This window comes from Achromobacter deleyi, from assembly GCF_016127315.1.
GTDB lineage: Bacteria > Pseudomonadota > Gammaproteobacteria > Burkholderiales > Burkholderiaceae_B > Achromobacter > Achromobacter insuavis_A.
Genome location: NZ_CP065997.1, coordinates 6,075,425 through 6,099,089, shown reverse-complemented (window position 1 = coordinate 6,099,089; position 23,665 = coordinate 6,075,425). Strand labels below are relative to the sequence as shown.

At 70.3% G+C, this 23,665-nt stretch carries 24 protein-coding genes; 11 read left to right on the top strand and 13 right to left on the bottom strand.

Going from position 1 to position 23,665, the window contains the following annotated elements; translation table 11 throughout:
• Position 1: 1 nt before the first annotated feature.
• Positions 2-745: an SDR family oxidoreductase gene (locus tag I6I07_RS27455; RefSeq protein WP_198484489.1), complete on the bottom strand. Its 744-nt coding sequence runs from the start codon at positions 743-745 to the stop codon at positions 2-4.
• Between the two features lie 110 nt (positions 746-855).
• On the opposite strand from I6I07_RS27455, the gene I6I07_RS27450 reads away from it, so the two are divergent.
• Positions 856-1,776 (top strand): LysR family transcriptional regulator, encoded by a 921-nt coding sequence (locus tag I6I07_RS27450; RefSeq protein ID WP_198484488.1) that lies wholly within the window; start codon positions 856-858, stop codon positions 1,774-1,776.
• Here I6I07_RS27450 and I6I07_RS27445 read toward each other — a convergent pair.
• Together I6I07_RS27445 and I6I07_RS27440 are read right to left on the bottom strand one after the other, a co-directional pair.
• Complete coding sequence (locus I6I07_RS27445; protein ID WP_198484487.1) at positions 1,755-3,149, bottom strand: GntP family permease; 1,395 nt, start codon at positions 3,147-3,149, stop codon at positions 1,755-1,757. The two genes, I6I07_RS27450 and I6I07_RS27445, sit on opposite strands and share 22 nt — an antisense overlap.
• A 121-nt stretch (positions 3,150-3,270) precedes the next feature.
• Positions 3,271-5,430: a TonB-dependent siderophore receptor gene (locus I6I07_RS27440; protein WP_232625772.1), complete on the bottom strand. Its 2,160-nt coding sequence runs from the start codon at positions 5,428-5,430 to the stop codon at positions 3,271-3,273.
• Between the two features lie 138 nt (positions 5,431-5,568).
• Between I6I07_RS27440 and I6I07_RS27435 the strand changes: the two genes are divergently transcribed.
• Complete coding sequence (locus tag I6I07_RS27435; protein ID WP_006394259.1) at positions 5,569-6,327, top strand: AraC family transcriptional regulator; 759 nt, start codon at positions 5,569-5,571, stop codon at positions 6,325-6,327.
• A gap of 77 nt (positions 6,328-6,404) precedes the next feature.
• On the opposite strand, the gene I6I07_RS27430 is transcribed toward I6I07_RS27435, so the two are convergent.
• Genes I6I07_RS27430 through tetR form a run of 3 tightly spaced genes read right to left on the bottom strand, consistent with a single transcriptional unit; the run spans position 6,405 to position 8,341 of the window.
• Positions 6,405-7,214, bottom strand: a complete 810-nt coding sequence (locus I6I07_RS27430) for an aminoglycoside phosphotransferase family protein (protein WP_198484486.1) — start codon at positions 7,212-7,214, stop codon at positions 6,405-6,407.
• A 50-nt stretch (positions 7,215-7,264) separates the two neighbouring features.
• A complete protein-coding gene (locus tag I6I07_RS27425) occupies positions 7,265-7,711 on the bottom strand; it encodes an NUDIX hydrolase (protein ID WP_198484485.1) in 447 nt (148 codons plus the stop codon).
• Between the two features lie 36 nt (positions 7,712-7,747).
• Positions 7,748-8,341: a tetracycline resistance transcriptional repressor TetR gene (gene tetR, locus I6I07_RS27420; RefSeq protein ID WP_198484484.1), complete on the bottom strand. Its 594-nt coding sequence runs from the start codon at positions 8,339-8,341 to the stop codon at positions 7,748-7,750.
• A gap of 79 nt (positions 8,342-8,420) precedes the next feature.
• On the opposite strand from tetR, the gene tet reads away from it, so the two are divergent.
• The 5 genes from tet to I6I07_RS27395 all read left to right on the top strand — a co-directional run bounded on the left by tet (position 8,421) and on the right by I6I07_RS27395 (position 13,502).
• Positions 8,421-9,593, top strand: coding sequence for a Tet(A)/Tet(B)/Tet(C) family tetracycline efflux MFS transporter (gene tet / locus I6I07_RS27415; RefSeq protein ID WP_198484483.1), 1,173 nt, complete (start codon positions 8,421-8,423; stop codon positions 9,591-9,593).
• 110 nt (positions 9,594-9,703) lie between these two features.
• Positions 9,704-10,576 (top strand): LysR family transcriptional regulator, encoded by an 873-nt coding sequence (locus I6I07_RS27410; RefSeq protein WP_198484482.1) that lies wholly within the window; start codon positions 9,704-9,706, stop codon positions 10,574-10,576.
• A 161-nt stretch (positions 10,577-10,737) separates the two neighbouring features.
• A complete protein-coding gene (locus tag I6I07_RS27405; protein ID WP_006394267.1) occupies positions 10,738-11,523 on the top strand; it encodes an aldolase in 786 nt (261 codons plus the stop codon).
• A gap of 43 nt (positions 11,524-11,566) precedes the next feature.
• Positions 11,567-12,895, top strand: coding sequence for an MFS transporter (locus I6I07_RS27400; protein WP_198484481.1), 1,329 nt, complete (start codon positions 11,567-11,569; stop codon positions 12,893-12,895).
• A gap of 7 nt (positions 12,896-12,902) precedes the next feature.
• Positions 12,903-13,502 carry a 2-hydroxychromene-2-carboxylate isomerase gene (locus I6I07_RS27395; protein WP_198484480.1) on the top strand — a complete coding sequence of 200 codons (600 nt, stop codon included), beginning with the start codon at positions 12,903-12,905 and terminating at the stop codon, positions 13,500-13,502.
• A gap of 24 nt (positions 13,503-13,526) precedes the next feature.
• Here I6I07_RS27395 and I6I07_RS27390 read toward each other — a convergent pair whose 3' ends face one another.
• From I6I07_RS27390 to I6I07_RS27375, 4 genes are all read right to left on the bottom strand, one after another.
• Complete coding sequence (locus tag I6I07_RS27390) at positions 13,527-14,801, bottom strand: ABC transporter substrate-binding protein (RefSeq protein ID WP_198487692.1); 1,275 nt, start codon at positions 14,799-14,801, stop codon at positions 13,527-13,529.
• A gap of 173 nt (positions 14,802-14,974) precedes the next feature.
• Positions 14,975-15,718 (bottom strand): GntR family transcriptional regulator, encoded by a 744-nt coding sequence (locus I6I07_RS27385; protein ID WP_006394271.1) that lies wholly within the window; start codon positions 15,716-15,718, stop codon positions 14,975-14,977.
• Positions 15,719-15,729: 11 nt separating this feature from the next.
• Complete coding sequence (locus I6I07_RS27380; protein WP_198484479.1) at positions 15,730-17,397, bottom strand: AMP-binding protein; 1,668 nt, start codon at positions 17,395-17,397, stop codon at positions 15,730-15,732.
• Positions 17,398-17,400: 3 nt separating this feature from the next.
• Positions 17,401-18,435 carry a cyclase family protein gene (locus I6I07_RS27375; protein WP_198484478.1) on the bottom strand — a complete coding sequence of 345 codons (1,035 nt, stop codon included), beginning with the start codon at positions 18,433-18,435 and terminating at the stop codon, positions 17,401-17,403.
• 121 nt (positions 18,436-18,556) lie between these two features.
• On the opposite strand from I6I07_RS27375, the gene I6I07_RS27370 reads away from it, so the two are divergent.
• Complete coding sequence (locus I6I07_RS27370) at positions 18,557-19,552, top strand: Bug family tripartite tricarboxylate transporter substrate binding protein (protein WP_198484477.1); 996 nt, start codon at positions 18,557-18,559, stop codon at positions 19,550-19,552.
• Positions 19,549-20,271 (top strand): SDR family NAD(P)-dependent oxidoreductase, encoded by a 723-nt coding sequence (locus I6I07_RS27365; protein ID WP_198484476.1) that lies wholly within the window; start codon positions 19,549-19,551, stop codon positions 20,269-20,271. Before I6I07_RS27370 ends, I6I07_RS27365 begins: the two co-directional genes overlap by 4 nt.
• Before the next feature lie 48 nt (positions 20,272-20,319).
• On the opposite strand, the gene I6I07_RS27360 is transcribed toward I6I07_RS27365, so the two are convergent.
• Both I6I07_RS27360 and I6I07_RS27355 read right to left on the bottom strand, forming a co-directional pair.
• Positions 20,320-20,700 (bottom strand): hypothetical protein, encoded by a 381-nt coding sequence (locus I6I07_RS27360; RefSeq protein WP_198484475.1) that lies wholly within the window; start codon positions 20,698-20,700, stop codon positions 20,320-20,322.
• Between the two features lie 27 nt (positions 20,701-20,727).
• Entirely contained in the window at positions 20,728-21,702 is a 975-nt protein-coding gene (locus tag I6I07_RS27355; RefSeq protein WP_198484474.1) for a GlxA family transcriptional regulator, read from the bottom strand.
• Between I6I07_RS27355 and I6I07_RS27350 the strand changes: the two genes are divergently transcribed.
• Positions 21,697-22,401 carry a DJ-1/PfpI family protein gene (locus I6I07_RS27350; RefSeq protein WP_198484473.1) on the top strand — a complete coding sequence of 235 codons (705 nt, stop codon included), beginning with the start codon at positions 21,697-21,699 and terminating at the stop codon, positions 22,399-22,401. The genes I6I07_RS27355 and I6I07_RS27350 overlap by 6 nt on opposite strands.
• Here I6I07_RS27350 and I6I07_RS27345 read toward each other — a convergent pair.
• A complete protein-coding gene (locus tag I6I07_RS27345; RefSeq protein WP_006394279.1) occupies positions 22,358-22,840 on the bottom strand; it encodes an Lrp/AsnC family transcriptional regulator in 483 nt (160 codons plus the stop codon). The two genes, I6I07_RS27350 and I6I07_RS27345, sit on opposite strands and share 44 nt — an antisense overlap.
• 135 nt (positions 22,841-22,975) lie before the next feature.
• Here I6I07_RS27345 and I6I07_RS27340 point away from each other — a divergent pair, with 135 nt between their 5' ends.
• On the top strand, positions 22,976-23,605 hold the full coding sequence (locus I6I07_RS27340) for a LysE family translocator (RefSeq protein ID WP_198484472.1): 630 nt from the start codon (positions 22,976-22,978) through the stop codon (positions 23,603-23,605).
• The last annotated feature ends 60 nt before the right edge of the window (positions 23,606-23,665 follow it).

The window sequence follows — 23,665 nt, the reverse complement described above, 5'->3', positions numbered from 1 at the left end:
TTCAGGCCAGGCCGCCGTTGGCGCGCAGCACCTGGCCATTGATCCAGCCGCCGTCGGCGCTGGCCAGGAACGACACCACGCCGGCGATGTCCTCGGGCTGGCCCAGGCGTTCCAGCGGCGGCATCTTGGCGAAGTGCTCGATCAGCTCGGCGCTCTTGCCCTGCTTGAACAGTTCGGTGGCGACGGGGCCGGGCGCCACGGCGTTGACCGTGATGCGGCGGCCGCGCAGTTCCTTGGCGAACACGCGGGTGAAGCTTTCCACCGCGGCCTTGCTGGCGATGTAGATGCCGTAGGTGGGCATGTTCAGCGCCAGCGTGGTGCTGGAGACGTTGACGATGCTGCCGCCGTCGGCCAGCCGCGTGCCGGCCTCGCGCAGGGTGTTGAAGGTGCCGCGGGTGTTGATGTCGAAGGTCTGGTCGTAGAGTTCGTCGCTGGCCTCGGCCAGCGTCTGCAGCTTGAGCACGCCGGCGCTGTTGACCAGCACGTCGATACGGCCCAGGCCGGCTTCGACCTGGTCGAACATGGCGCGCACCTCGGCGGCCTTGGAGACGTCGGCGCGCACCGCCAGCGCCCGGCCGCCGGCCGCGCGGATCTCGCCGGCCAGGGCGTCGGCCTCGGCGGCGCTGGAGGCGTAGTTGATGGCGACGGCGAAGCCGTCGGCGGCCAGGCGGCGGACGATGGCGGCGCCGATGCCGCGCGAGGCGCCGGTGACCAGGGCGACGCGTTGGGAAGCTTGGGAAGTCATGGATTGTCCTTGGGTGAGTGGGTGAGACGAATCATGGACTATTCCAAGTGGAAGATAATTACCTTGGTTTTGCTATCATAATTTCATTTGCATTAATAATAAGGACCGGCATGGATCGCTTCCAGGAAATGCAGGTGTTCGTCCGCATCGCCGAACGGCGCAGTTTCTCCAAGGCCGCCGAAGACCTGCAGATTCCTCGCGCCACCGTCACCAACCTGATCAAGCGCATGGAAAAGCGGCTGGGCGCGCGCTTGCTGGAACGCACCACCCGGCAGGTGCGGCTGACCCATGACGGCGAGGCCTATTACCGGCGCTGCGTGCGCCTGCTGGCCGACCTGGAGGAAGCGGACGGCGCGTTCCTGAACACCGCGCCCAAGGGATTGCTGCGGGTCAACCTGCAAGGCACGTTGGCGCGGGTATTCGTGATGCCGGGCCTGCCGGCGTTTCTCGAACGCTATCCGGACATCGTGCTGCACCTGGGCGAGGACGACCGCCTGATCGACCTGGTGCGCGAGGGCGTGGACTGCGTGCTGCGCGCCGGCACGCTGCAGGATTCGTCGCTGGTGGGGCGGCAGATCGCCCTGATGCCGCAGGTCACCGTGGCCAGCCCGGCCTATCTGGCGCGCTACGGCGAGCCGGCCACGCTGGACGACCTGGAAGGCCACCGGGCGGTGGACTACATCTCGTCATCGACCGGCCGCAGCCTGCCGCTGGACTTCATGGTGGACGGCCGCAACGTGCTGGCGCGGCCCGGTTCGGTGATCAGCGTCAATGGCGCCGAACTCTACGCCAGCGCGGCGCTGGCCGGCCTGGGACTGGCGCAGGTGCCGCGCTACCGGGTCGCCGACGAACTGGCGTCGGGCCGCCTGAGGGTGGTGCTGCCCGACGCGCCGCCGGCGCCGATGCCGGTGTCGGTGCTGTACCCGCAGAACCGCCAGGTGTCGGCGCGGGTACGGGTGTTCAGCCAGTGGCTGGCCGAGATCTTCGGCCAGGCCTTCGGGCCGGCCGGTCAGACGATGCCGGTCAGGTAGTAGACGGCGATCACCAGGAACACCGACAGCGTCGAGATCAGCGTGATGGCGAAGATGTCGCCGTAAGACTGGCGGTGGGTCAGGCCGGTGACGGCCAGCAGCGTGATGACGGCGCCGTTGTGCGGCAGCGTGTCCATGCCGCCGCTGGCCATGGCGGCGATGCGGTGCAGCACTTCCATGGGAATGCCGGCCGCCTGGGCGCTGTCGATGAAGGTCTGCGCCATGGCCGCCAGCGCGATGCTCATGCCGCCCGAGGCCGAGCCGGTGATGCCGGCCAGCGACGTCACCGCCACCGCCTCGCCCACCAGCGGATCGGGAATCGCCTTGAGCGCGCTGGCCACCATCAGGAAGCCGGGCAGCGCCGCGATCACGCCGCCGAAGCCGTATTCGGCCGCGGTGTTCATGGAGGCCAGCAGCGCGCCCGAGACCGCGCTCTTGCTGCCCTCGGCGAAGTGGGCCTTGATGTGCGAGAACGAGAACAGCAGGATGGTGACGATGCCCGCGATCAGCGCGCCCATCACCGCCCATAGCGCCACCTGGTCCTGGGCGTTGACCGGCATGGGCTGCGGCAGGCCGGGCAGGTCGACCTGCGAGCCGGCCGGGTACCAGCCGGGAATCCAGCGCGTCAGCAGGTAGTTGGCCACGCCCACCACCACCAGCGGCAGCAGCGCGATCAGCGGATGATGCTCGCGTCCGCCGGCCGGCGTGTCCGGCTCGTTGCGCAGCTCGGTGCCGTAGCCTTCGCCCGCCAGCGCGGCGCGCTTGCGGCGCCATTCCAGGTAGGCCACCCCGACGGTCAGCGTGAAGGCCGCGCCGATCAGCCCCAGCCAGGGCGCGGCCCAGGTGGTGGTCTCGAAGAAGGTGGTGGGGATGATGTTCTGGATCTGCGGCGTGCCCGGCAACGCCGTCATGGTGAAGGTGAACGCGCCCAGCGCGATGGCGCCCGGCATCAGCCGCTTCGGGATGCCGCCCTGGCGGAACATCTCGGCCGCGAACGGATAGACCGCGAACACCACCACGAACAGCGACACGCCGCCGTAGGTCAGCACCGCGCACACCAGCACGATGGCGACGATGGCGCGCTCGGCGCCGATCAGCCGCAGCACCGCGCGCACGATGGCGCGCGAGAAACCCGACAGTTCGATCAGCTTGCCGAACACCGCGCCCAGCAGGAACACGGGGAAGTAGAGCTTGGCGAAGCCCGCCATGCGCTCCATGAAGATGCCCGAGAACACCGGCGCCAGCGCCGACGGGTCGGTCAGCAGCACCGCGCCCATGGCCGCGATGGGCGCGCACAGGATGACGCTGTAGCCTCGATACGCCGCCAGCATCAGGAATGCCAGCGCCGCCACCACGATAATCAATCCGGTCATTCATTACTCCAGGAATGAAGGGTTAAGGGGTGTGGGGCTACACCTTAACCGATCCATCCTGGTGTCCGTTTGACATGGCGGGCCCGCCCGGCCCGTTGTCGGACCGGGGGAGGGCGCGGGCTCAGTACGTGGCGCGCAGGGTCAGCATCACGTTGCGCGGCTCGCCGTAGATGCCGTAGAAGTTGGACGGCACGCGGGCGTAGTAGTGGCGGTCGAAGACGTTGTTCAGCGTCAGCGAGGCGTCCAGGTTGCGGTTCACCTTGTAGCCGATCTGCGCGTCGACCACCGCGTAGCCGCCTTGCCACGAGACGTTGTTGCGGCTGGTGCGGCTTTGCGTGCGCACGCCGCCGCCGACGCGCCAGCCCGGCAACACGTCGGGCGTGAAGCGGTAGGTGGTCCAGACCTTGAACAGGTGCTTGGGCGTTTCCGGATTGACGATCTGGCCTTCCTGCGTCGGGTCGGACAGGTAGCGGGTCTGCAGGTAGGTGTAGCCGGCGTACACGTCCCAGTTGGGCAGCAGGCGGCCGGTGATCTCGGCCTCGACGCCCTGGCTCTGGGCCTCGCCCTGCGCCAGGTAGCGGCCCGGGTTGGCGTCGTCGGGCACCGCGCGGTCCTTGTCGCGGATGCGGAACAGCGCCAGCGAGGCGTTGGCCGCGCCGTCCAGGAACTGGCCCTTCAGGCCGATCTCGTACTGCTTGCCGGTGCGCGGCTTGAGCGGCTTGCCATCGGCCGTCATCTGCCAGGCCTCCGAGAAGGCGTAGATGTCCGAATAGCTGGCGTAGGCCGACAGCCACGAGTTCAACTGCGCCACCGCGCCGTAGTAAGGCACGAACTTGCGCACCTCGGGGTCGCGCCGCGTGTCGCCGGCGACCGGCAGGGTGGCCTGGGTCGAGGTGCGATACCAGCTCTGGCGTCCGCCCACGATCAGCGTCAGCGGGTCGGCCACGTTGAAGCTCAACTGGCCGTACACGCCCATCTGGCTCGTCTTGGAGTCGGTGCCCGAGGTGTAGGGCAGGTCCTGATTGGGCACGTCGATGTCGTAGATCGACACGTTGCTGAGATTGGCGCCGCCCGAGCGGCTGTCCTGGCTGCGTTCGGCGTAGTTGGCGCCGATCATGGCCTGGTGGGTGCGGCCCAGCAGGCTGAAGGGGCCCGAGGCATGGGTATCGAAGCCCATCCAGCGGATCTGGTCCTTCTGCACCTGCAGGCGGTAGCCGGCGCGGTCGTTGACGGGATTGACCGGGCCGTTGACGTAGCCGTAGCGGCTGTCCATGTCGGTCGAGCGGTAGTTCATCGACACCTGGCCGGTCCAGCCGTTGGCGAAGCGGTGGCTCAGTTCCGAATAGATCTCGGACATGGTGGTGTCGCCGCGCGACCAGTCGGTGCCGTAGAAGCCCTTGCGCGGCGAGTCGATGATATGGCCGTTCGAGTAGATCGACAGGCCGTAGTCGAACGGCGCCTCGCGCTGGCGCTGGTAGGCCGCCGACAGCGTCAGCGTGGTGTTGGCGCTCAGGTCGAATTCGAGCGAGCCATAGGCCAGGCCCTGGCGGTTGTGGGCCTTGTCGAAGAAGAAATCGCGGTCCTGGCCGGCGAAGCCGGCGCGGGCGCGCACCCGGCCGTCGGCCGTGATCGGGCCGGTCGCGTCCAGTTCGGTGCGGTAGTTGTTCCACGAGCCGGCCATCACCGCGCCGGTCAGGCTGAAGGTGTCCAGCGGCCGCTTGCGCACCAGGTTGACGGTGCCGGCCGGGCTGCCGAAGCCCTGCAGCAGGCCGGCCGGGCCGCGCAGCACCTCGACGCGGTCGTACAGCGCCAGGTCGAACTGGGGCAGGTACTGCAACGCGCCGTTGGCCGGCACGCCGTCGAACTGCACGTCGGTCTCGTAGCCGCGCGCGGTGAAGTAGGCGGTGCCGTCGCCGTAGGTCATGGCGCTGACGCCGGTGGTTTCGCGCAGCGCGTCCTCCACCGAGACCATGTTCTGGTCGTCCATGCGCTGGCGCGTCACCACCGACACCGAGTTGGGGATGTCGCGCACGTTGGCGCTGGTCTTGCCGACGGTGACGGTATTGGCGGTGTACGACTGCGAGCCTTCGGTCTGGCCGGGGTCGGACAGCTTTTCGGCGGCGCCCGTCACGCGCACGGGACTCAGTTGCGGCACCTCGTCGGCCGCGCGGGCCAGGGCGGGAACGCCGGCCTGGGCCAGCAGGGCGGCGGCAAGGGTCAGGCGGAAGACGGGAAGACGGCGTGGGGCAAATGCGACAGGGGGGAGTGCGGCGGGAGTCATTTTCTTTTGAAAACAATGGGAATCATTTGCATTAATGATAAAAAGCTAGTTCCCTTTTTGTTGGACAGAAAATGTCGAAAAACGGACATAACTGGCAGGATCGCGCGCCGATCGGCTCCGGCTATCGAGATCCCGCCAATGCGTGAGTTCCCCGCCGAGGCGCCGCCGGTGGTGGCGCGCTCGTTCCACTACGAAGACGGCCAGCGCCAGGAGGCGCATTCGCACGAGCGCATCCAGCTGATGTATTCGCCCACCGGCATCATGCGCGTCATGACCGAGGACGGCGCCTGGCTGCTGGCGCCGATGCGCGCGCTGTGGATTCCGCCCGGCGTGGCGCACGAGGTGCGCATGGTCGGCCAGGTCACGATGCGCTCGGCCTTCATCGCGCCCGACGCCACGCCCTGGCTGTGGAAGGATACCTGCGCGCTGGACGTGGCGCCGCTGATGCGCGAGCTGATCCTGGCGCTGAACCAGCCGGTGGCGCGGCACGGGCCGGTGCAGCGGCTGAGCGCCGAGCTGTTGCTGAACCTGCTGGCCGGCACCGAGCGGCAGCACCGCCAATTGCCGCTGCCGTTCGACCGGCGCCTGCGCAAGGTCTGCGCCGCGGTGCTGCAATCACCCGGCAACGACGACACGCTGGAGCAATGGGGCGAGCGCATGGGCGCCAGCGCGCGCACGCTGGCGCGCCGCATGAAGGACGAGACCGGCATGAGCTTTCACAACTGGCGCCTGCAGGTGCGGATCGACGAAGGCATCTGCCGGCTGCTGCAGGGGCAGTCGGTGGTGAGCGTGGCGCGGGCGCTGGGGTATGCCAGCGCCAGCGCCTTCGTCTACATGTTCCGCAATGTGATGGGGGTGTCGCCGACGCGGTATCTGGAGCAGATCGCGCCGGGATGAGGGCGGCGCGCCGGACAAGCCGCGCCGGGATGCGCGAGCGGCGCGCGCATCAGGCCGCGGCGGATGGGCCGGCCGCGCTAGCCGTCGAGCAGCGCCAGCGCCTGGCGCGCGATCTCCAGGTCGATGGCGGCGTCGTCGCCGTCGCCCATGAACCACGCCGCCGACAGCCCGCACCACGCCACCACCCATTGCAGCAGGCGGCGCCGGTCCAGTCCCGATTCCTCCAGCACGATCGCCAGCCGGCGTTCGAAACGGCCCGGCACGATGGCCACCGGCGGTTCCGGGTCGGCCAGGTCGGGGTTGCAGAAGATGTTGGCGTAGTCGAAGGCGCGTTCGCCGTGGAGCCGTTTGGGGTCGATCACCAGCCAGCCGCGCTCGCCGAAGTCGAGGATGTTGTCGTGGTGCGCGTCGCCGTGCAGCACCACCGGGTCGCGCGGATCATCCAGCAGCGCGCGGGCATGGCGCGCGCTGTGTTCCAGGATGCCGCCGCGGGCCCGCGCCATCGGCCACAGCTCGACGAACCACTCTTCCAGCGGCCGCAGCGGCGGCAGCGGCCTGGCGCGCGGCGCGTGCAGTTCGCGCAGCACGCCGCAGAGGATGCGGGTGGCCTCGTCGTCGCGGCCATTGCGGGCGTATTCGGCCAGCGAGCGCGTGCCGGTGGCGCGTTCCAGCAGGATGGCGTCGCCCTCGTGCGCCAGCACCCGCGCGGCGCCGTGGCCGTCCCACCAGGTCATCAGCACGCCGCCCTGGCGCTCGTCTTCCTCGACCGCGACCTTCAGCATCGCCGGCATGCCGGCCTGCCGCACCGGCAGCAGCCGGGCGGCATGGGTCGTGATGGGCGCGCCGTCGGGCACGAGGTTCCAGCGGGACAGGTAGGGATCGAACATGGCACGGACGCGGAGGGCGCCGGATCGCCGGCAAGGGAACGGCTACGGTATCAGAGAATGCCTGCCTCGGCGGCCAGCGCCGCCGCCTTGCGCGCCACCGCCGCCACGCCGAAGCTGGTGGCCAGCGCCTGGCCGTCCAGCTCGGCCAGCGGCACCCAGCGGGCGTCCAGCGCGTCATCGCCGGCCACCGGCTCGCCGGCCTGCCAGCGGCACAGCACCGCGATCAGGATGTAGTGCCGTCGCAGCGCGCCGGCCTCGTCGTGGTCGAACACGTCGACCGCATCGAACACTTGCAGCGGCTGCGCGCGCACGCCGCATTCCTCGAACAGTTCGCGCGCGGCGGCATCCTCGAGCCGTTCGCCGGCCTCGATCTTGCCGCCGGGAAAGGCCCAGCGGCCCTGGTCGGGCGGGTTGGCGCGCCGCACCAGCAGCACGTGGCCGTCGCGCACCACGGCGGCGATAGTGGCGGGGATGGGGCGCGAGGGTGGGGTGGTCATGTCGGGCTGTCCTTGGGAAGCGTGGGCCGCTGGCGTTCAGCCGGGCACCAGGCCATTGAGCATCATCGCCAACCCATATTCAAAGGTGGCGTCCGGTCCCTGCTTGTCCAGCGCTTTCATGGCGCGGGCCAGGGCGGGCGGCGGCGCGGGCGGGGCGGCGCGTTCGGGGGCGGCGGCTGCGGCGGCCTGCTGTTCCATGACGGAGCCGACCACGTAGTGGCCGATGGCCACCAGCGCGTTGGCCGCCTGCGGCGGGGTGAAGCCGGCGTCGCAGAGCAGTTTCAACTGCGCCTGGACGCGATCGTACTGGGGTTCGGCGGGGCGGGTGCCGGCGTGGATGCGGGCGCCGTCGCGGTAGGCCAGCAGGGAGCGGCGGAAGCTGCGCGCGTTGGCGTACAGGAAATCCTTCCAGGGCGCGCCGGGCGGCGGCATCGAATGGGTGTGGTTGCGCGCCATGGCGTCGGCCAGCGCGTCCAGCAGCGCCTGCTTGTTCTTGAAATGCCAGTACAGCGCCGGCTGCTGCACGCCCAGGCGTTCGGCCAGCTTGCGGGTGGTCAGCCCGTCCACGCCCACTTCATTGAGCAGTTCGAGCGCGCTGGCGATCACCGCGTCGCGTTGCAGTTTGGCCATGGGAGTTCCGGTTCGACTTGATAATTTATCGGCGATCAATTTATCATGCGAAAACTTATCGTTGATAAATTACGCCTTCATGCCAGATCGCGCCATCGCCGTGCTGCTCTTCATCGTCACCCTGGACGCCGCCGGGATCGGGCTCATCATGCCGGTGCTGCCGGGCCTGCTCGACCAGTTGAGCGACCCGGCCTCGACCCCCACCCACTACGGCCTGCTGCTGTCGCTGTACGCGCTGGCGCAATGCCTGGCCGGACCCGTGCTGGGGGCGCTGTCCGACCGCTACGGGCGGCGGCCGGTGCTGCTGGCATCACTGGCGGGCGCCGCCGTCGACTATGCGGCGATGGCGGCCGCGCCGGCGCTGTGGGTGCTATATCCGGGCCGCGTCCTGGCGGGTATCACGGGGGCCACTGGCGCGGTGGCCGCCGCCAGCATTGCCGATGCCGGCGACCCGGCGCGGCGCGCCCGGCGCTTCGGCCTGCTGTCGGCCTGTTTCGGCCTGGGCATGATCGTCGGCCCGGCACTGGGCGGGCTGGCGGGGCTGGCCGGCGCGCGCATGCCGTTCGTGGCGGCGGCGGTGGCCAATGGCGTGGCCTGCCTGACGGCGCTGGCGTGGCTGCCGGAGTCGCGCCGCGGCGCGCGGCCGCCATGGTCGTGGCGCGCGCTCAATCCGCTGTCGGGGCTGCGCCAGGCGCTGGGCGGCAAGGGCCTGGGCGCATTGCTGTGGGTGTTCCTGGTGATGCAGATGGCGGGGCAGGTGCCGGGGGCGCTGTGGGTGTTGTACGGCCAGGACCGCTTCCAGTGGGACGCGGCGGCCGTGGGCCTGTCGCTGGCGGGCTTCGGCGCCTTGCACGCGTTGGCGCAAGCGACGCTGCCGGGGCCGCTCAGCGCGCGGCTGGGCGAGCGCGGCGCCCTGGTAGTAGGCATGGTGGCGGATGTGTCGGGCTATGTACTGCTGGCCTGCGCCACGCGCAGCTGGATGGTGGCGCCGCTGATGCTGCTGCTGGCGGCCGGCGGCGTCGGCGCGCCGGCATTGCAGGCGCTGCTGTCGGCGCGCGCCGGCGCGGACGGCCAGGGACGGTTGCAGGGCGCCATGAACAGCCTGGCCAGCGCCGCCGCCATCGCCGGGCCGCTGGCGTTCACCGCGTTGTACGCGGCCAGCCTGGGCGGCTGGACCGGCTGGCCCTGGGTGGCAGGCGCGGCGCTGTACCTGCTGTGCGCGCCGGCGCTGGTCGGGCTGAACAGGTCCTAGCGCAAATCCCGGTAGTGGCGGCGCGGCCCTTGATGCACACTGTCCCTGCCGCGCCGACTCGAGCGCGATGGATAACGACCGGGCCCGCGCGGGCCCGCTGGGGAAGCAGCATGGACACGCCCGACCGGCAATTGCGCTATTTCGTGCGCATTGCCGAATTGAAATCGCTCTCGCGCGCCGCCGAGGACCTGGACCAGACCCAGTCCGGCCTGAGCCGCCAGCTGGCGGCGCTGGAGGCCCACGTGGGCAAGCCGCTGTTCGTGCGCACCGGCCGCGGGGTCGAGCTGACCGAGGCGGGCACGCGGTTGCTGGAAGGCATCCAGCCGGCCTACCGCGGCATCGACCAGGCGCTGGAGGCGGTGCGCCAGCGCGAGGGCGTGACGCAGGGGTCGGTGCGGCTGGCCACGGTCCACACGCTCAGCTACTACTTCATGGCCGACGTGGTGGCGCAGTTCGTCAGCAGCCGCGAGCATGTCAACCTGTCGGTCATGGGCCGCAGTTCGCCCGAGGTGGTGGCGCTGGTGGAAAGCGGCAAGGCCGACATCGGCTTCGTCTACGACGCGGCGGTGGCCTCCGACGCGCTGGCGTCGACGCCGCTGTTCGACGACGACATGTGCCTGATCGTGCGGCACGGGGTCGACGTCGACGATGGCGCCGACCTGGGCGCCATGGCGCTGCGGCTGGTGGGCTTTCCCTCGCACTACGCGTTGCGCAAGATGATCCACAGCGCCGGCCTGCAGCCCGAGTTCGTGGCCGAGGCCGAGACCATCGACGCCATGCTCAAGCTGGTGTCCTCGGGCGTGGGCGCCTGTATCCTGCCGTCGCGCATTCCGGACAAGCTGCTGACCGACTACGGCCTGCGCAAGGTCGCCATCGGCAGCCCGGTGCTGCGGCGGCGCGTGGTCGCCATCACCCTGGCGCAGCGCCAGCCGCTGCCACTAGTGGGCGAGCTGCTGGCCTGCGCGCGGCGCATCGCCGGCTGAGTACGCGTTTACCCGCGGGGCGCGCCGTTCTCCCTGGGCGCGGCGGCGTCGAATAGCTGCTATGAGCCCGGCTGCATGGCTCGACGCGGCCTGGCTTTCCATACTGTTTCCGATGGCGCGCCGCTGGCCGCGCGCCGATACCGGAAACAGGAGACCGCCGCATGGACAACACCTTGCGCGAAAAAGCGTATTTCGACACCCGCGCCACCCAGGAGATGGCGCAGCACCTGCGCGCGGTGCCGCGCAGCATCCAGGAGACCATGGCCTATGCCTGTCGCATCCTGGCGATGACCGAACAGGAAGCCGGCCTGGCGGGCCAGATCAGCGTGCGGTCCGAACGGCCCGGCGCCTACTGGACGCTGCGTTTCGGCCTGGGCTTCGACGAGGCCACGCCGGACGATTTCATCGAGGTCGACCGCGACCTGCACACGCTCACGGGCAACGGCATGCCCAACCCGGCGACGCGCTTTCACCTGTGGGTCTACGAGGCGCGGCCGGACGTGCAGTCCATCATCCACACCCATTCGCCGTGGGCCTCGGCGCTGGCGGCGGCGCGCCAACCGCTGGTGATCGCGCAGATGGACATGACGCCGCTGCATGACGATTGCGCCTTCCTGGGCGAATGGCCCGGGGTGCCGATCGCCGACCAGGAGGGCGTCATCATCTCGGGCGCGCTGGGCGCCAAGCGCGCCATCATCCTGGCGCACCACGGCTACCTGACGGCCGGCGCCAGCTGCGAGGAAGCGACCTACCTGTCGGTCTACCTGGAACGCGCGGCCCGCATGCAGATCCGCGCGCAGGCCTTCGGCCCGCTGACGCCGGTGGATGACGCGCTGGCGCGCGAGGCGCACGACTACCTGCTCAAGCCGTCGATCGTGCGCGCCACCTTCGACTACTGGTGCCGCCAGACCCACGGCATCGCGCCGCTGCCGCGGCCGGCCCGCTGATACCCAGCTGTACCCATAACGATACTTTCAAGGGGAAGTCACGATGATGACGACCAAGACGCCGCGCGCGCGTTCGCGCCGGGACTACGTAACGGCCGGCCTGGCCAGCATGATGGGCACCACTATCGAGTGGTACGACTTTTTTCTCTACGGCACGGCCGCCGCGCTGATCTTCAACAAAATCTTCTTTCCGTCCTTCGATCCGCTGACCGGCACGCTGGCCGCGTTCGCCACCTATTCGGTGGGCTTTTTCGCGCGGCCGCTGGGCGGGGTGATCTTCGGCCACTACGGCGACAAGATCGGCCGCAAATCGATGCTGCTGATCACGCTGCTGCTGATGGGCGTGCCCACCATCCTGATCGGCCTGATTCCCTCCTATGACCAGATCGGCTACTGGGCCGCGGTGCTGCTGGTGCTGATGCGCTTTCTGCAAGGCATCGCGGTGGGCGGCGAGTGGGGCGGGGCGGTGCTGATGGCGGTCGAGCACGCGCCCGAGGGCAAGAAGGGCTTCTTCGGCAGCCTGCCGCAGGCCGGCGTGGCGCCGGGCCTGATCCTGTCGTCGCTGGCGATGGGCGCGGTGGCCGGCTTGCCCGAGCAGGACATGCTGTCGTGGGGCTGGCGCCTGCCGTTCCTGGCCAGCGTGGTGCTGCTGGCGGTGGGCTGGTTCATCCGCGTCAAGGTGGCCGAGTCGCCCGACTTCGAGCAGATGCGCGAGCAGGGCGCCAAGGTCGAGGTGCCGGTGGCGGAAGTGCTCAAGCACCACCGGCGCGCGCTGTGGACGGTGGTGGGCGCGCGGCTGGCCGAAGTCACCTGGTTCTACACCGTGGTCACGTTTTCGCTGGCCTACGCCACCGGCACGCTGGGCATCGCGCGCTCGGTGATGCTGGACGCCACCATCTGGGGCGCGGCGCTGGCGCTGTTCACCATGCCGCTGTTCGGCATGCTGGGCGACCGCGTCGGCCACAAGTGGGTGTTCATGGCCGGCTCGGTCGGCATCCTGGCGTGCGCGCCGCTGTTCTTCCAGTTGCTGGCCACGGGCCAGGCCGGCTGGATCATCGTCGCGGTTTGCCTGGCGGTGGGATTGGTCTACGCTTGCCTGTACGGGCCGGAGGGCACGCTGTTCTCCAGCCAGTTCCCGGCCGAGGTGCGCTACACCGGCATCTCGCTGGCGGTGCAGGTGTCGGGGGCGATCGGCGGCGGCCTGGCGCCGATCATCGCCACCTGGCTGCTGGCCCGCGCCGGCGGCGATCCGAAGTACGTGGTGTGGTACCTGAGCGCGCTGGGCGTGATCGCGGTATTCAGCGCCTGGCGCATGCGCGGCGATGCGTCGGCCGCGGCGGCGCTGGGCGTGCCGGCCGGCGCGCGGACCTGAGGACGACATGAAGACGATCGACTATTACTTCTGGATGAATTCCGACTGGGCCTACCTGGGCGCCGACCGCCTGGAGGCCCTGGCGGCGAGCCACCAGGCGCGCATCCGCTACCTGCCGGTGGACCTGCCCGACGTCTACGCGCGCACCGGCGGCGTGCTGCTGGGCCAGCGCGCGCCCGAGCGCCAGGCCTACCGGGTGACCGAGCTGGCGCGCTGGTGCCGCAAGCTGGGCATCCCCGTCAACCCCACGCCGGCCTACATGTGTCCGGACGCGGGGCTGGCCTCGCGCATCGTGATCGCGGCCGATGCCGCCGGCCGGCCGGTGGCGGCCCTGTACAAGGCCATCCTGGCGGCCGAGTGGTGCGAGGAGCGCGACATCTCGTCGCCGCAGACGCTGCGCGACATCGTGCGGGAGCAGGGGCTGGATGCCGCGGCGCTGCTGGCCGCGGCCGAACAGCCGGCGGCGCGCCAGGCCTACCGTGACAACACCGATGCGGCGGTGGCGGCCGGCGTGTTCGGCTCGCCATCGTATGTCTATCGCGGCGAGCTGTTCTGGGGCCAGGACCGGCTGGAGATGCTGGAAGAGGCGGTCGCCCGGGCGGCGTGAGCCGCCCCGGGCGTCCGCTGCCGTTCACTTCGCCGCCGTCTTCACCAGCGGGCAGGTCGACTTGGACAGCGGCATGAAGGCCTCGTCGCCCGGCAGCGTCGCCACCAGCTTGTAGTAGTCCCAGGGCCGCTTCGATTCCGCCGGGGTCTTCACCTCGAACAGGTACATGTCGTGCACCATGCGGCCATCCTCGCGGATGCGGCCGTTGGCGGCGAAGAAGTCGTTGATCGGCATGGCCTTCATCTGCTTCATCACCGCGTCGGGCGCGTCGGTGCCGGCCGCCTGCACCGCCTTCAGGTAGTGCATCACCGACGAATAGGTGCCGGCCTGGCTCATGTTGGGCATCTTCTTGAGCTTGTCGTAGTAGCGCTGCGACCAGGCGCGGGTCTGGTCGTTCATGTCCCAGTAGAAGGCCTCGGTCAGCATCAGGCCGGCGGCCGCGTCCAGGCCGATGGCGTGGATGTCGTTGATGTACAGCAGCAGGCCGGCCATCTTCTGGCCGCTCTGCGTCAGGCCGAATTCGCGCGCCGCCTTGATGGCGTTGACCGTGTCGCCGCCGGCGTTGGCCAGGCCGACGATCTGGGCGCGGCTGGCCTGCGCCTGCAGCAGGTACGAGGCGAAATCGCTGGTGCCGATGGGGTGGCGCGCGGCGCCCATCACGGTGCCGCCGCGGGCCTTCACCACGTCGGTGGCCGAGGCCTGCAGGGTGTGGCCGAAGGCGTAGTCGGCGGTCAGGAAATACCAGCTCTTGCCGCCGCGGTCGACGGTGGCGCGGGCCGTGGTGTTGGCCAGCGACCAGGTGTCATAGGTGTAGTGCACCGAATAGGGCGAGCAAAGGTCGTTGGTGATGCGCTCGGTGCCGGGGCCGCTGAAGACCACGATCTTCTTTTTCTCGCGCGCCACCTCCAGCACCGCCAGCGCCGGGGCCGAGCCGGCCACGTCCATGATGGCGTCGACCTTCTGCGTGTCGTACCACTCGCGGGCGCGGGCCGCGGCGATGTCGGCCTTGTTCTGGTGGTCGGCCACCAGCAGGTCGATCTTCTTGCCGAGCACGGTGCCGCCGAAGTCGTCGATGGCCATCTGCGCGGCGGTGGCGCTGCCCTTGCCGGTCACGTCGGCGTAGATGCCGCTCATGTCCAGGACCAGGCCGAGGCGGACGATGTCGTCGGAGATGGCGGCGGGGGCGGTCTGGGCCAGGGCGGGGCCGCCAAGGCACAGGCCGCAGGCCGCGGCCAGCGCGGCGACGGTGCGCGCAAGGCGCGGAGCGGGGGTGCTGCGTTGCTGCGAAATCCGGGGCATGGGGGTCATGGTTGTCTCCATTTATGGTTATGCCGGATGCTTGCGGGCACTGCAGGCGCTTTGGCCGGATGGCCGCGCTTTTTTTGATGGATCGGGCACAGGGGCGCGCGGCTGGCGCGTGCGCCGCCGGCCGCGCCTCGGCCGGCGGGGTTTCCTTGGCAGGTTGGTGGGTGCTAGCGCTGGGTCAGCAGGTCGAACTCCATGCGCACCTTGCGGAACGGGAATTCCAGCCGCGCGAAATACACCACGCGGCCGTCGATGCAGGCGTAGCGGCGCAGCTCGGCCACGGGCGAGGACACCGGGATGCGCAGCGATTCGGCCGATTCCTGGCCGGCCTCGATCACATTGAGCACCTGGCGCGCCTCGCTGATGCGGGCGCCGTAGAACTGGTCCAGCACCGGCGCCACCGTGCTTTTCTGGATGCGGGCGCGGTGCTTGCGGAACAGGCTGCTTTCCAGGAACACCTCGCTGTAGCAGAACGGCCCGGCCTCGGTGGTGTGCACGCGCCGCAGGTACTGGAAACGGCCGCCGCGGTCCGCCGCGCACGGCATGCCGAGCGTGTCGGGCAGCGGCGAATCGGCGCTCGACTCCACCAGCGACACGGTGCCGAGCTGGTTGCTCAGCTCGACGGTTTCGGCCCAGGTCTTGGGAATCAGCAGCGTCGGCGTTTCGGGCAGATCGGCGTTGACGAAGGTGCCGGACCCGCGCGAGCGCCGGATCAGGCCGTCCTGTTCCAGCTGGCCGAGGGCCTGGCGGATGGTGGCGCGCGAGATGCCGTAGGTCTCCATCAGCGCCTCCAGCGGCGGGATTTGCTGGCCCGGCCGCCAGGTGCGGTTCTGGATGTGGCTGCGGAACAGCGCGGCCGCCTGCAGGTAGAGCGGTTGGGGGCTGTGCGAGAAAAGCGGGCGCGCGGGCATGGTCGGATCGGTCAGGAAGTGGCGGGGGCGGCGAGCTGGGCGTCGGCCATCTCGCGCAGCCGGTGTTTCTGGATTTTGACCGAATTGGCGCTTTCCACCGACGGGAATGCCTCCAGCACGGTGAATCCGGCGGGGACCTTGAAACCGGCCATGGCCTGTTTGCAGGCCGCCGTCCAGCCGGCGGCATCGGCGCCGGCGCCGTCCCGCAGCAGCACGAAGGCGTAGGGCACGGTCTTGCCGTCGCGGGTGGCGCCGACCACCTGGCAGGCGCGCACGCCGGGCAGCGATTCCACCATCTGCTCGATCTCGACCGGGTTCACCAGGAAGCCGGACAGGCGCAGCGAGTCGCCCATGCGGGTCTGGAACACGAACTGGCGCGGGTTCAGCGTGTAGCCGAGGTCGCCGGTCCGGAAGTAGCCGTCCTCGGTGCAGGCGCGGCCGGTGGCCTCGGGGTTGTCGAGGTAGCCGCGCATCAGGCTGGGCGACAGGATTTCCAGCTCGCCCGATTCGCCGTGCGGCAGCACCGCGCCGCTGGCCGGATCGCGCGCTCGCACCCGCGCCTCGGGATAGATCAGGGTGCCGCCGGGCTGGTGGCGCGCGGCCACGTCGCCCTCGGCGGGGTCGCGCGGCTGGCCGGCCACCAGCGCGATCAGTTCGCTCGATCCATACAGCCCGGTCAGCGGCACGCCCGCTTCGCGCGCCAGGTCCAGCATGTGATCCAGCGCCGGCGTGAAGCTGGCGAAGCCGAACAGCCGCGCCGACGCGAACGCGCCCGGCGCGCCGGCGCGCATCATGGCGACCAGCGCTTCGTTGTTGGCGTAGGTGTGGGTGACCCGATGGCGCTGGATCGCGGCGGCCGATTCGGCCGCGTCGAACACCGGCGCGCACACCACCGGCGCGCCGTGCGCCAGGCCGCCCGCCAGCGTGGCAAAGCCGAAGGCGCCGCAGAACGGCGCGCTGGCCAGCACGCGGCTGTGGTCGTCATAGCCGAAGGCGCGCGCCACCGCCGCGCCGTGGCGCAGCAGGGTGCGCTGGTCGTGCAGCACGAACTTGGGCTGCGAGGTGGTGCCGGAGGTGGTGAAGCACAGCACGCCCGCGTCGGGCTGGGGCGGCGGCGGCGCGTCGGCGCAGGCGCGCAGGTCGGCGTAGCGGTGCACCGGCTTGCCGCGCAGCGAGGCGGCGATGGGGGCGTCTGTTTGTACGTCTGTCTGTGCGTCTGCTTGTGCGTCCGTCTGTGCGTTCGTCTGCGCGTCCGTCTCGGACACGGCGACGCTGCCTTGCAGCCGCGCCAGCGATTCGGGCGCGACGCCGTCCAGGATGCCGGCGAAGTCGATGCCCTTGAAGCCGGGCCAGAACACCAGCCAGTCGGCGCGGCCGCGGCCCAGGATGTCGGCCAGTTCCAGGGCGCGAAAGCGCGTGTTGACCGCCAGCGCCAGCGCGCCCAGGTGGGCGCAGGCCAGGAAGGTCTCGACCCAGGCGGCGCAGTTGGGCAGCCACACGGCCACGCGCTGGCCGGGCCGCACGCCGACGCGCGCCAGGCCGGCGGCCAGGGCGCGGCTGCGGGCGCGCAGGTCGGCGTGGCTGATGGCCTGGTCGCGGTCGATCAGCGCGGGCCGCTCGGGATGGCGCGCGGCCAGCGCGTCCAGGTGCCGGGCGAAGGTCGGGGCGGGGTGCGTCATGGCCTACACCGTGGCGATCGGGGTCACGGGGGAGCCCACGGCGCCCGGCATGCGCAGCGGCGGGGCGGTCAGCAGGAAGCGGTTGCGGCCCTGGCCATGCAGCCAGTCGGCCAGCGCCTTCAGGTACCACAGCTCGGCCAGCGGCACGCCCAGCTTGAACAGGCAATGATGGTGCAGCGGCAGGATCGAATGGCCCGGGCCGGCGGTGCGCGCCGGATAGGCCTCGACCGCGTAGTTGTCGGCGCAGATGGCCGCGATGCCGCTGGCGGTGATCCAGTCCAGCAGCGCCGGATCGGCGCCGTCCAGCACCGCGCCGGTCTGTTCCAGCCGGTGCGGATCGGGCTGGCCGTTCATCTCCACCAGCGCTTCGGCAAAGCCGGTGCGCAGCACCAGCATGTCGCCCGGCTCGACCACCACGTGCTGCTCGCGCATCGCCGCCTGCAGCTGGGTGTGGCCGACCAGGGTGCGGCCGGGGCCGAAGGCGCGCGCCAGGTCCACCAGCACGCCGCGGCCCTGCATGCCTTTTTCGGCGTAGCGGCTGATACTGAGCTTGCGCGCATACGAGCCGCCCGGCGGGCAGCAGGCATCAGGGCCGGCGTCGTCGCCGCCGAACACGTCCACCCCCGCGGCATAGCCGTTGTAGTAGACGCGGCGGGCCTGGCCGTCGCCCTGGATGTCGAACTGGGCGCCGACGTGGCACAGGCCGTCCCATTGGGTGGAGTACTGCATGCTGAGCGTCACCTGGTCGTCCGACAGCACGTCCACGGCGCCGGGCTGCACGCGCGCCATGGTGAAGTTCAGGTAGGGCGCGCCGTCGCGGAAGGTGGGCTTGAGCTGCGGCGGATGGCGGCGCGGATTGAGCACGTTGCCGCCGGGCAGGTCCAGCGGCAGCGACAGGCAGAACACCTTGCCCGTGCGCACTTCGCGCACCGCCTGCAGCACTTTTTCCTCGGTCAGCAGGTTCAGGCGGCCGAGTTCGTCATCCGCTCCGAAATCGCCCCAGGTGGATCCCTCGGGGCGGCGCGTCCAGCGTTTCATGGGCTTGTCTCCGGTGTGTTTTTCGAGTTCTTGTGAATATAGTACGTATTTACGTACTATAGGAAATACCTACGGGAACAAAAGAAATCCGCAACCAGCGGATTCACGAGGAGACAGATCCATGACGCATTCCCTGCTCAGGCGCGCCGGGCGGCGCGTATTGGCCGCGGCCGCCCTGGCCGCGCTGGCCACGTCCGCGGTCCAGGCGGCCGGTTACCCGGAGCATCCCGTCACCGTGGTCGTGCCGTATCCGCCGGGCGGCGGCGCCGACATCTTCGGCCGCGCCATCGCCAACGCGCTGCAGCCGGCGCTCAAGCAGACCGTGCTGGTCGAGAACAAGCCGGGCGCCGGCGGCAACATCGGCATGGCCTACGTGGCGCGGGCCAAGGCCGACGGCTACACGCTCGGCCTGGGCACCATCGGCACCCAGACCATCAACCAGTTCCTCTACAGCAACATGACGTTCGACCCCGAGCGCGACCTGGTGCCGATTGCGCTGGTGTCGACCACGCCCAACGTCATCGCCGTCAGCGCCAAGTCGCCCTACAAGACCGTGGCCGACGTGATCCAGGCGGCGCGCCAGTCGCGGGACAAGAAGCTGACCTACGCCTCGCCCGGCGTGGGGTCGTCGGTGCACCTGACCGGCGCCTACTTCGAGGCCATGGCCGGCGTGACCATGCTGCACGTGCCGTTCAAGGGCACCTCGGCGTCTCTGCCGGCGGTGGCCGGCGGCCAGGTCGATCTGTTGTTCGACAACCTGCCCGGCGCGCTGGCGCAGATCAAGGACGGCAACCTGGTGCGGGGCGTGGCGGTCACGTCCGCCGCGCGCGACCCGTCGCTGCCGGACCTGCCGACCGTGGCCGAGTCCGGCCTGCCGGGCTTCGACGTGACGGCGTGGTTCGCGCTGTATGCGCCGCGCGGCACGCCCGAACCGGTGGTGCGGCAACTGATCGAGGCGGCGCGCAGCGGCCTGGCCACGCCCGCCATCGCCACCAATTTCGCCACCATGGGCGCCCGGCCCGGCACGCTGTTCGGCGCGGACCTGGCCGCCTTCGAACGCCAGGAGCGCGCCAAGTGGGGCGGCCTCATCAAGGACAAAGGAATCACCGCGCAATGACAACCCCCATCGCATTGGTCACCGGCGGCAGCCGGGGCATCGGCCGCGCCATCGTCGCGCGGCTGTTGCAGGACGGCTTCGAGGTCGTCAACTTCAGCCGCCGGCCGCCGGAATCGGCGTTGCCCGGCGAGCGCTTCCAGTCGGTGGACCTGGGCGACGCCGCCGCCACGGCCGCGGCGGCCACCGCATTGGCGGCGGCGCAGCCGGTGTTGCACCTGGTCAACAACGCCGGCATGATCCAGGTCGCCGACATCGAGGCCGTCACCCAGGATGAGCTGGCGCGCATGGTGGCGGTGAACCTGACCGCGCCGCTGCTGTTGATGCAGGCGCTGCTGCCCGGCATGCGCCAGGCTGGCTACGGCCGGGTCGTCAACATCGGCAGCCGCGCCGGCCTGGGCAAGCCGGGCCGCACGGTCTACGGCGCCACCAAGTCCGGTCTGGCGGGCATGACGCGCACCTGGGCGCTGGAGCTGGGCAAGGCCGGCATCACGGTCAACACCGTGGCGCCCGGGCCGATCGCCACCGAGCTGTTCGACCAATCCAACCCGCCGGGCGATCCCGGGACCGTGGCGCTGGAGGCCGCCATCCCGGTTGGCCGCATCGGCCGGCCCGAGGACGTGGCGCACGCGGTGTCGTCGTTTCTGGACCGGCGCGCCGGCTTCATGACCGGGCAGGTGCTGTATGTCTGCGGCGGCATGTCGGTGGGGCTGGCGGGATAGGCGTTTACGCGGCCGGGCGCCGCGCCTGGGGCGTGGGGCGGCGCCGCGTCAGTCGCGGTGCGCCAGCGGCCAGCGGAAGGGCGGCGTGATCTCCACTTGCAGTCCCGCGCCGGTCAGCACGCCGTGCAGCCGGATCACCTCGAGCGCCAGCACGTCCTCGGCGACCGGCAGGTCCTGGACGATCAGTTCGCGGGCCCGCTTGACGCCAATGCCCAGCGCCACCGCCAGGCGGGCGATGGCGCTGGCCGTGGCCAGGTCGCCGGGCCGCGCCCGCAGCGTGTAGGGCGTGCGGTCGATGATCGGGTGGTTCGGATTGGTGGTCGCCACCATCCAGCCGCAGCCGCTGCAACGCGCGATCAGGCTCAGGCCCTGTTCGGTGATGACCTGGGGCTGGCCGCATTCGGGGCAGGGAGAGGTGGTCACGATCATGGCGCGCGGTCTCGGGAAGGACAGGGTTCAGAGTGGGCGGCCGGCGGTTCCGAGCGCATGGCGCAGGACCTTGCCGGAGGCCCTGCCGGCGGCGCGCAGCGCGCCGTCCCGTTCGCGCCGCAGCTGGCGCAGCACCTCGCTCGGCGTCACGCCGAAATGCGCCGCGAACTTGCGCTGGAAGGTGCGGCGCGACATGTGGCAGGCATCGGCCATGTCGTCCACCGACCAGCGCGCCGACAGGCTCGCTTCTATCTTTTCCACCAGATCGCGGAATGGCGCGGCCAGGCGGTCCTGCAGCCGCAGCGACCGGCTGTACTGGCGCTGGTCGCCGTCGCGGCGCATGAACACCACCAGGCGGCGCGCCACGTCCTGCGACACCTGCGCGCCGGCGTCGCGTTCGATCAGGGCCAGCGCCAGGTCGATGCCGGCGGTGACGCCGGCCGAGGTCCAGATGGCGCCGCTCTCGATGAAGATGCGGTCGTCTTCGACCCGCAGGCCCGGATACAGCTGGCGCAGCCGGTCGGCCGAGCGCCAGTGGGTGGTGACGCGGCGGCCGTCGAGCAGGCCGGCGGCGGCCAGCAGGAAGGCGCCGGTGCAGACGCTGCAGGTGCGGCGCGCCTGCGGGCCGCGCCGGCGCAGCCAGGCCAGGGTCTCGCCGTGGGCGCCGGCCTGGTCGATGCCGGGGCCGCCCGGCACGAACAGCATGTCGATCGGCGCGTCGTCGTCCTCGGCGAAGGTGGCGTCGACCTGCATGCGCAGGCCCTGGTCCCAGGTCGTGACCACCGGCGTGGCCGCGATGGTGCTCAGCTGATAGCCCGCGCCGCCTTCCTCGTTGGCGCCGCTGAAGGCCTGCCAGGGGCCGGCCAGGTCGAGCGGCTGGAAGCCGTCGTAGAGCAGGAAGACGACGCGTTTTGGCGCGATCGGCGGGGTATTTGGCGCACGCGCGCCGGCGCTTCGATCTACGCTGGCGGTTCCGTTCTGCGAAGGAGCATCGTCGTGCATGTCAATATTCTCTTGTTCGAAGGGCTGACCCAGCTCGATATGACCGGGCCTTACGAGGTGCTCGCCGCCGCGCCCGGGTTCAGCGTCGATTTTGTCGCAAAAACGCCGGAGCCGGTGCGCAGCGATCGCGGCCTGCGATTCATGCCGACCCAGACCCTGGCGTCGGCGCCGCCCTGCGATCTGCTGGTGGTGCCGGGCGGGCCGGGCACGGATGATGCCATCCTCGACCCGGACTGGGTAGCCTTCACGCGCCGCCAAGCGTTGGGCGCGCGCTACGTCTTCGGCATCTGCACCGGTTCGCTGCTGCTGGGCGCGGCCGGCCTGCTGCGCGGCAAGCGCGCCTCCAGCCATTGGCGCGCGCGCGAATTGCTGGCGCATTTCGGCGCGGTGCCGACCGATGCGCGGCTGTGCGTGGATGGCAACGTTTTCACCGCCGGCGGCGTCACCTCGGGCATCGACATGGCCCTGAAGGTGGTGGCCACGCTGTGCGGCGACGACGTCGCCAAGCTGATCCAGCTGCAGATCGAATACGACCCCCAGCCGCCATTTCCCGGCGGCACGCCCAAGACCTCGGAGCCGGACATCGTGCAGCGCTACCTGGCGCAGTCGCAGGCGCGCTTCGAGCAGCGCAGCGCCAAGGTGCGGCAGGCCGCGCTCAATGTCCCAGGTGATCCAGCGGCAGCGGGCTCTGGGGCTTGACGGTCTGGATCGCGAAGTTGCTGCGGATGTCCTTCACCCCGGGCAGCTTGAGCAGCGTGGTCAGCAGGAAGCGCTCATAGGCGCGCAGGTCCGGCAGCACCACCTGCAGCAGGAAGTCGGATTCCCCCGACACCAGGTGGGCCGCCACCACTTCGGGCAGGGCGCAGACCTCCTTGCGGAACTGGTCGGCGTCGCGCTCGTGGTGGCGCTCGACCTTCACGCCGACGAAGACGGTCAGGCCCAGCCCGACCTCGTCCGGCGCCAGCCGGGCCTCGTAGCCCTGGATCACGCCGGCTTCCTCCATCAGCCGCACCCGCCGCAGGCAGGGCGACGGCGACAGGCCGATCTGCTCGGCCAGCTCGACATTGGTGAGGCGGCCATTCTGCTGCAGGGCCTCGAGAATGCGCCGGTCATAGGCATCAAGTTGGCGTTTTGGCATGAAATGAAAATACCGTCATATAGATTGGTTCAGTATGCCAATCATGTTATTCCGGTTGGCAGGAATAGCAAGCACATGCCGATGCCTTTTCCCTAGAATGATCGCCATTTCCCGCAGCACGGAGCGTGGCGCATCATGGCCGATATGGCGTTGTTTCTTGGGGCATTGTTGATTGTCTATGTGGTGCCCGGGCCGGACATGATCCTGCTGCTCGAGACCGGCGCCCTGCGCGGGCGCGGACAGGCGCTGGCGGTGGCCGTGGGCCTGGCGCTGGCGCGCGCCGCCCACGTGACGCTGGCGGCGTTGGGCTTGGCGGCGCTGTTCAAGACCCATCCGTGGGCCTTCGACGCGGCGCGCACCGTGGGCGGCGGCTACCTGATCTGGCTGGGCGTGCGGCTGCTGCGCGCCGGGCCGATGTCGTACGGCGTGGCGCACGAGGCGCAGGCGGCCGCGCGCGGCAAAGGGCTCGGCGCGGCGTTGCTCAGCGGGGTGCTGACCAACGTGCTCAATCCCAAGGCGCTGCTGTTCTGCTCGGTGCTGCTGCCGCAGTTCGTGTCGCCGGCGCAGGGCCCGATCGGCCAGCAGTTCGCCTTGCTGGGCGTGATCCTGGTGAGCCTGGGCCTGACGTTCGATGTGCTGTGCGCGCTGGCCGGCGGCGCCCTGGGCCGCTGGATGGCGGCGCATCCGCGCGTGCAGAAATGGCAGGGCACGGTGTTCGGCGGCGCGCTGATCGCGTTCGGCGTGCGCCTGACGCTGAATCGCTGAGGCGGCCGGGCCGCGCACGCTGCCGGGCGGCGCGGCGCCATGAAAAAAGGGCCTGACTCG

Excerpts from the sequence above, each read along its gene's own strand:
- I6I07_RS27455 (WP_198484489.1), bottom strand. The coding sequence starts at position 745 with ATGACTTCCCAAGCTTCCCAACGCGTCGCCCTGGTCACCGGCGCCTCG.
- I6I07_RS27450 (WP_198484488.1), top strand. The coding sequence starts at position 856 with ATGGATCGCTTCCAGGAAATGCAGGTGTTCGTCCGCATCGCCGAACGG.
- I6I07_RS27445 (WP_198484487.1), bottom strand. The coding sequence starts at position 3,149 with ATGACCGGATTGATTATCGTGGTGGCGGCGCTGGCATTCCTGATGCTG.
- I6I07_RS27440 (WP_232625772.1), bottom strand. The coding sequence starts at position 5,430 with ATGACTCCCGCCGCACTCCCCCCTGTCGCATTTGCCCCACGCCGTCTT.
- I6I07_RS27435 (WP_006394259.1), top strand. The coding sequence starts at position 5,569 with ATGCGTGAGTTCCCCGCCGAGGCGCCGCCGGTGGTGGCGCGCTCGTTC.
- I6I07_RS27430 (WP_198484486.1), bottom strand. The coding sequence starts at position 7,214 with ATGTTCGATCCCTACCTGTCCCGCTGGAACCTCGTGCCCGACGGCGCG.
- I6I07_RS27425 (WP_198484485.1), bottom strand. The coding sequence starts at position 7,711 with ATGACCACCCCACCCTCGCGCCCCATCCCCGCCACTATCGCCGCCGTG.
- tetR (WP_198484484.1), bottom strand. The coding sequence starts at position 8,341 with ATGGCCAAACTGCAACGCGACGCGGTGATCGCCAGCGCGCTCGAACTG.
- tet (WP_198484483.1), top strand. The coding sequence starts at position 8,421 with ATGCCAGATCGCGCCATCGCCGTGCTGCTCTTCATCGTCACCCTGGAC.
- I6I07_RS27410 (WP_198484482.1), top strand. The coding sequence starts at position 9,704 with ATGGACACGCCCGACCGGCAATTGCGCTATTTCGTGCGCATTGCCGAA.
- I6I07_RS27405 (WP_006394267.1), top strand. The coding sequence starts at position 10,738 with ATGGACAACACCTTGCGCGAAAAAGCGTATTTCGACACCCGCGCCACC.
- I6I07_RS27400 (WP_198484481.1), top strand. The coding sequence starts at position 11,567 with ATGATGACGACCAAGACGCCGCGCGCGCGTTCGCGCCGGGACTACGTA.
- I6I07_RS27395 (WP_198484480.1), top strand. The coding sequence starts at position 12,903 with ATGAAGACGATCGACTATTACTTCTGGATGAATTCCGACTGGGCCTAC.
- I6I07_RS27390 (WP_198487692.1), bottom strand. The coding sequence starts at position 14,801 with ATGCCCCGGATTTCGCAGCAACGCAGCACCCCCGCTCCGCGCCTTGCG.
- I6I07_RS27385 (WP_006394271.1), bottom strand. The coding sequence starts at position 15,718 with ATGCCCGCGCGCCCGCTTTTCTCGCACAGCCCCCAACCGCTCTACCTG.
- I6I07_RS27380 (WP_198484479.1), bottom strand. The coding sequence starts at position 17,397 with ATGACGCACCCCGCCCCGACCTTCGCCCGGCACCTGGACGCGCTGGCC.
- I6I07_RS27375 (WP_198484478.1), bottom strand. The coding sequence starts at position 18,435 with ATGAAACGCTGGACGCGCCGCCCCGAGGGATCCACCTGGGGCGATTTC.
- I6I07_RS27370 (WP_198484477.1), top strand. The coding sequence starts at position 18,557 with ATGACGCATTCCCTGCTCAGGCGCGCCGGGCGGCGCGTATTGGCCGCG.
- I6I07_RS27365 (WP_198484476.1), top strand. The coding sequence starts at position 19,549 with ATGACAACCCCCATCGCATTGGTCACCGGCGGCAGCCGGGGCATCGGC.
- I6I07_RS27360 (WP_198484475.1), bottom strand. The coding sequence starts at position 20,700 with ATGATCGTGACCACCTCTCCCTGCCCCGAATGCGGCCAGCCCCAGGTC.
- I6I07_RS27355 (WP_198484474.1), bottom strand. The coding sequence starts at position 21,702 with ATGCACGACGATGCTCCTTCGCAGAACGGAACCGCCAGCGTAGATCGA.
- I6I07_RS27345 (WP_006394279.1), bottom strand. The coding sequence starts at position 22,840 with ATGCCAAAACGCCAACTTGATGCCTATGACCGGCGCATTCTCGAGGCC.
- I6I07_RS27340 (WP_198484472.1), top strand. The coding sequence starts at position 22,976 with ATGGCCGATATGGCGTTGTTTCTTGGGGCATTGTTGATTGTCTATGTG.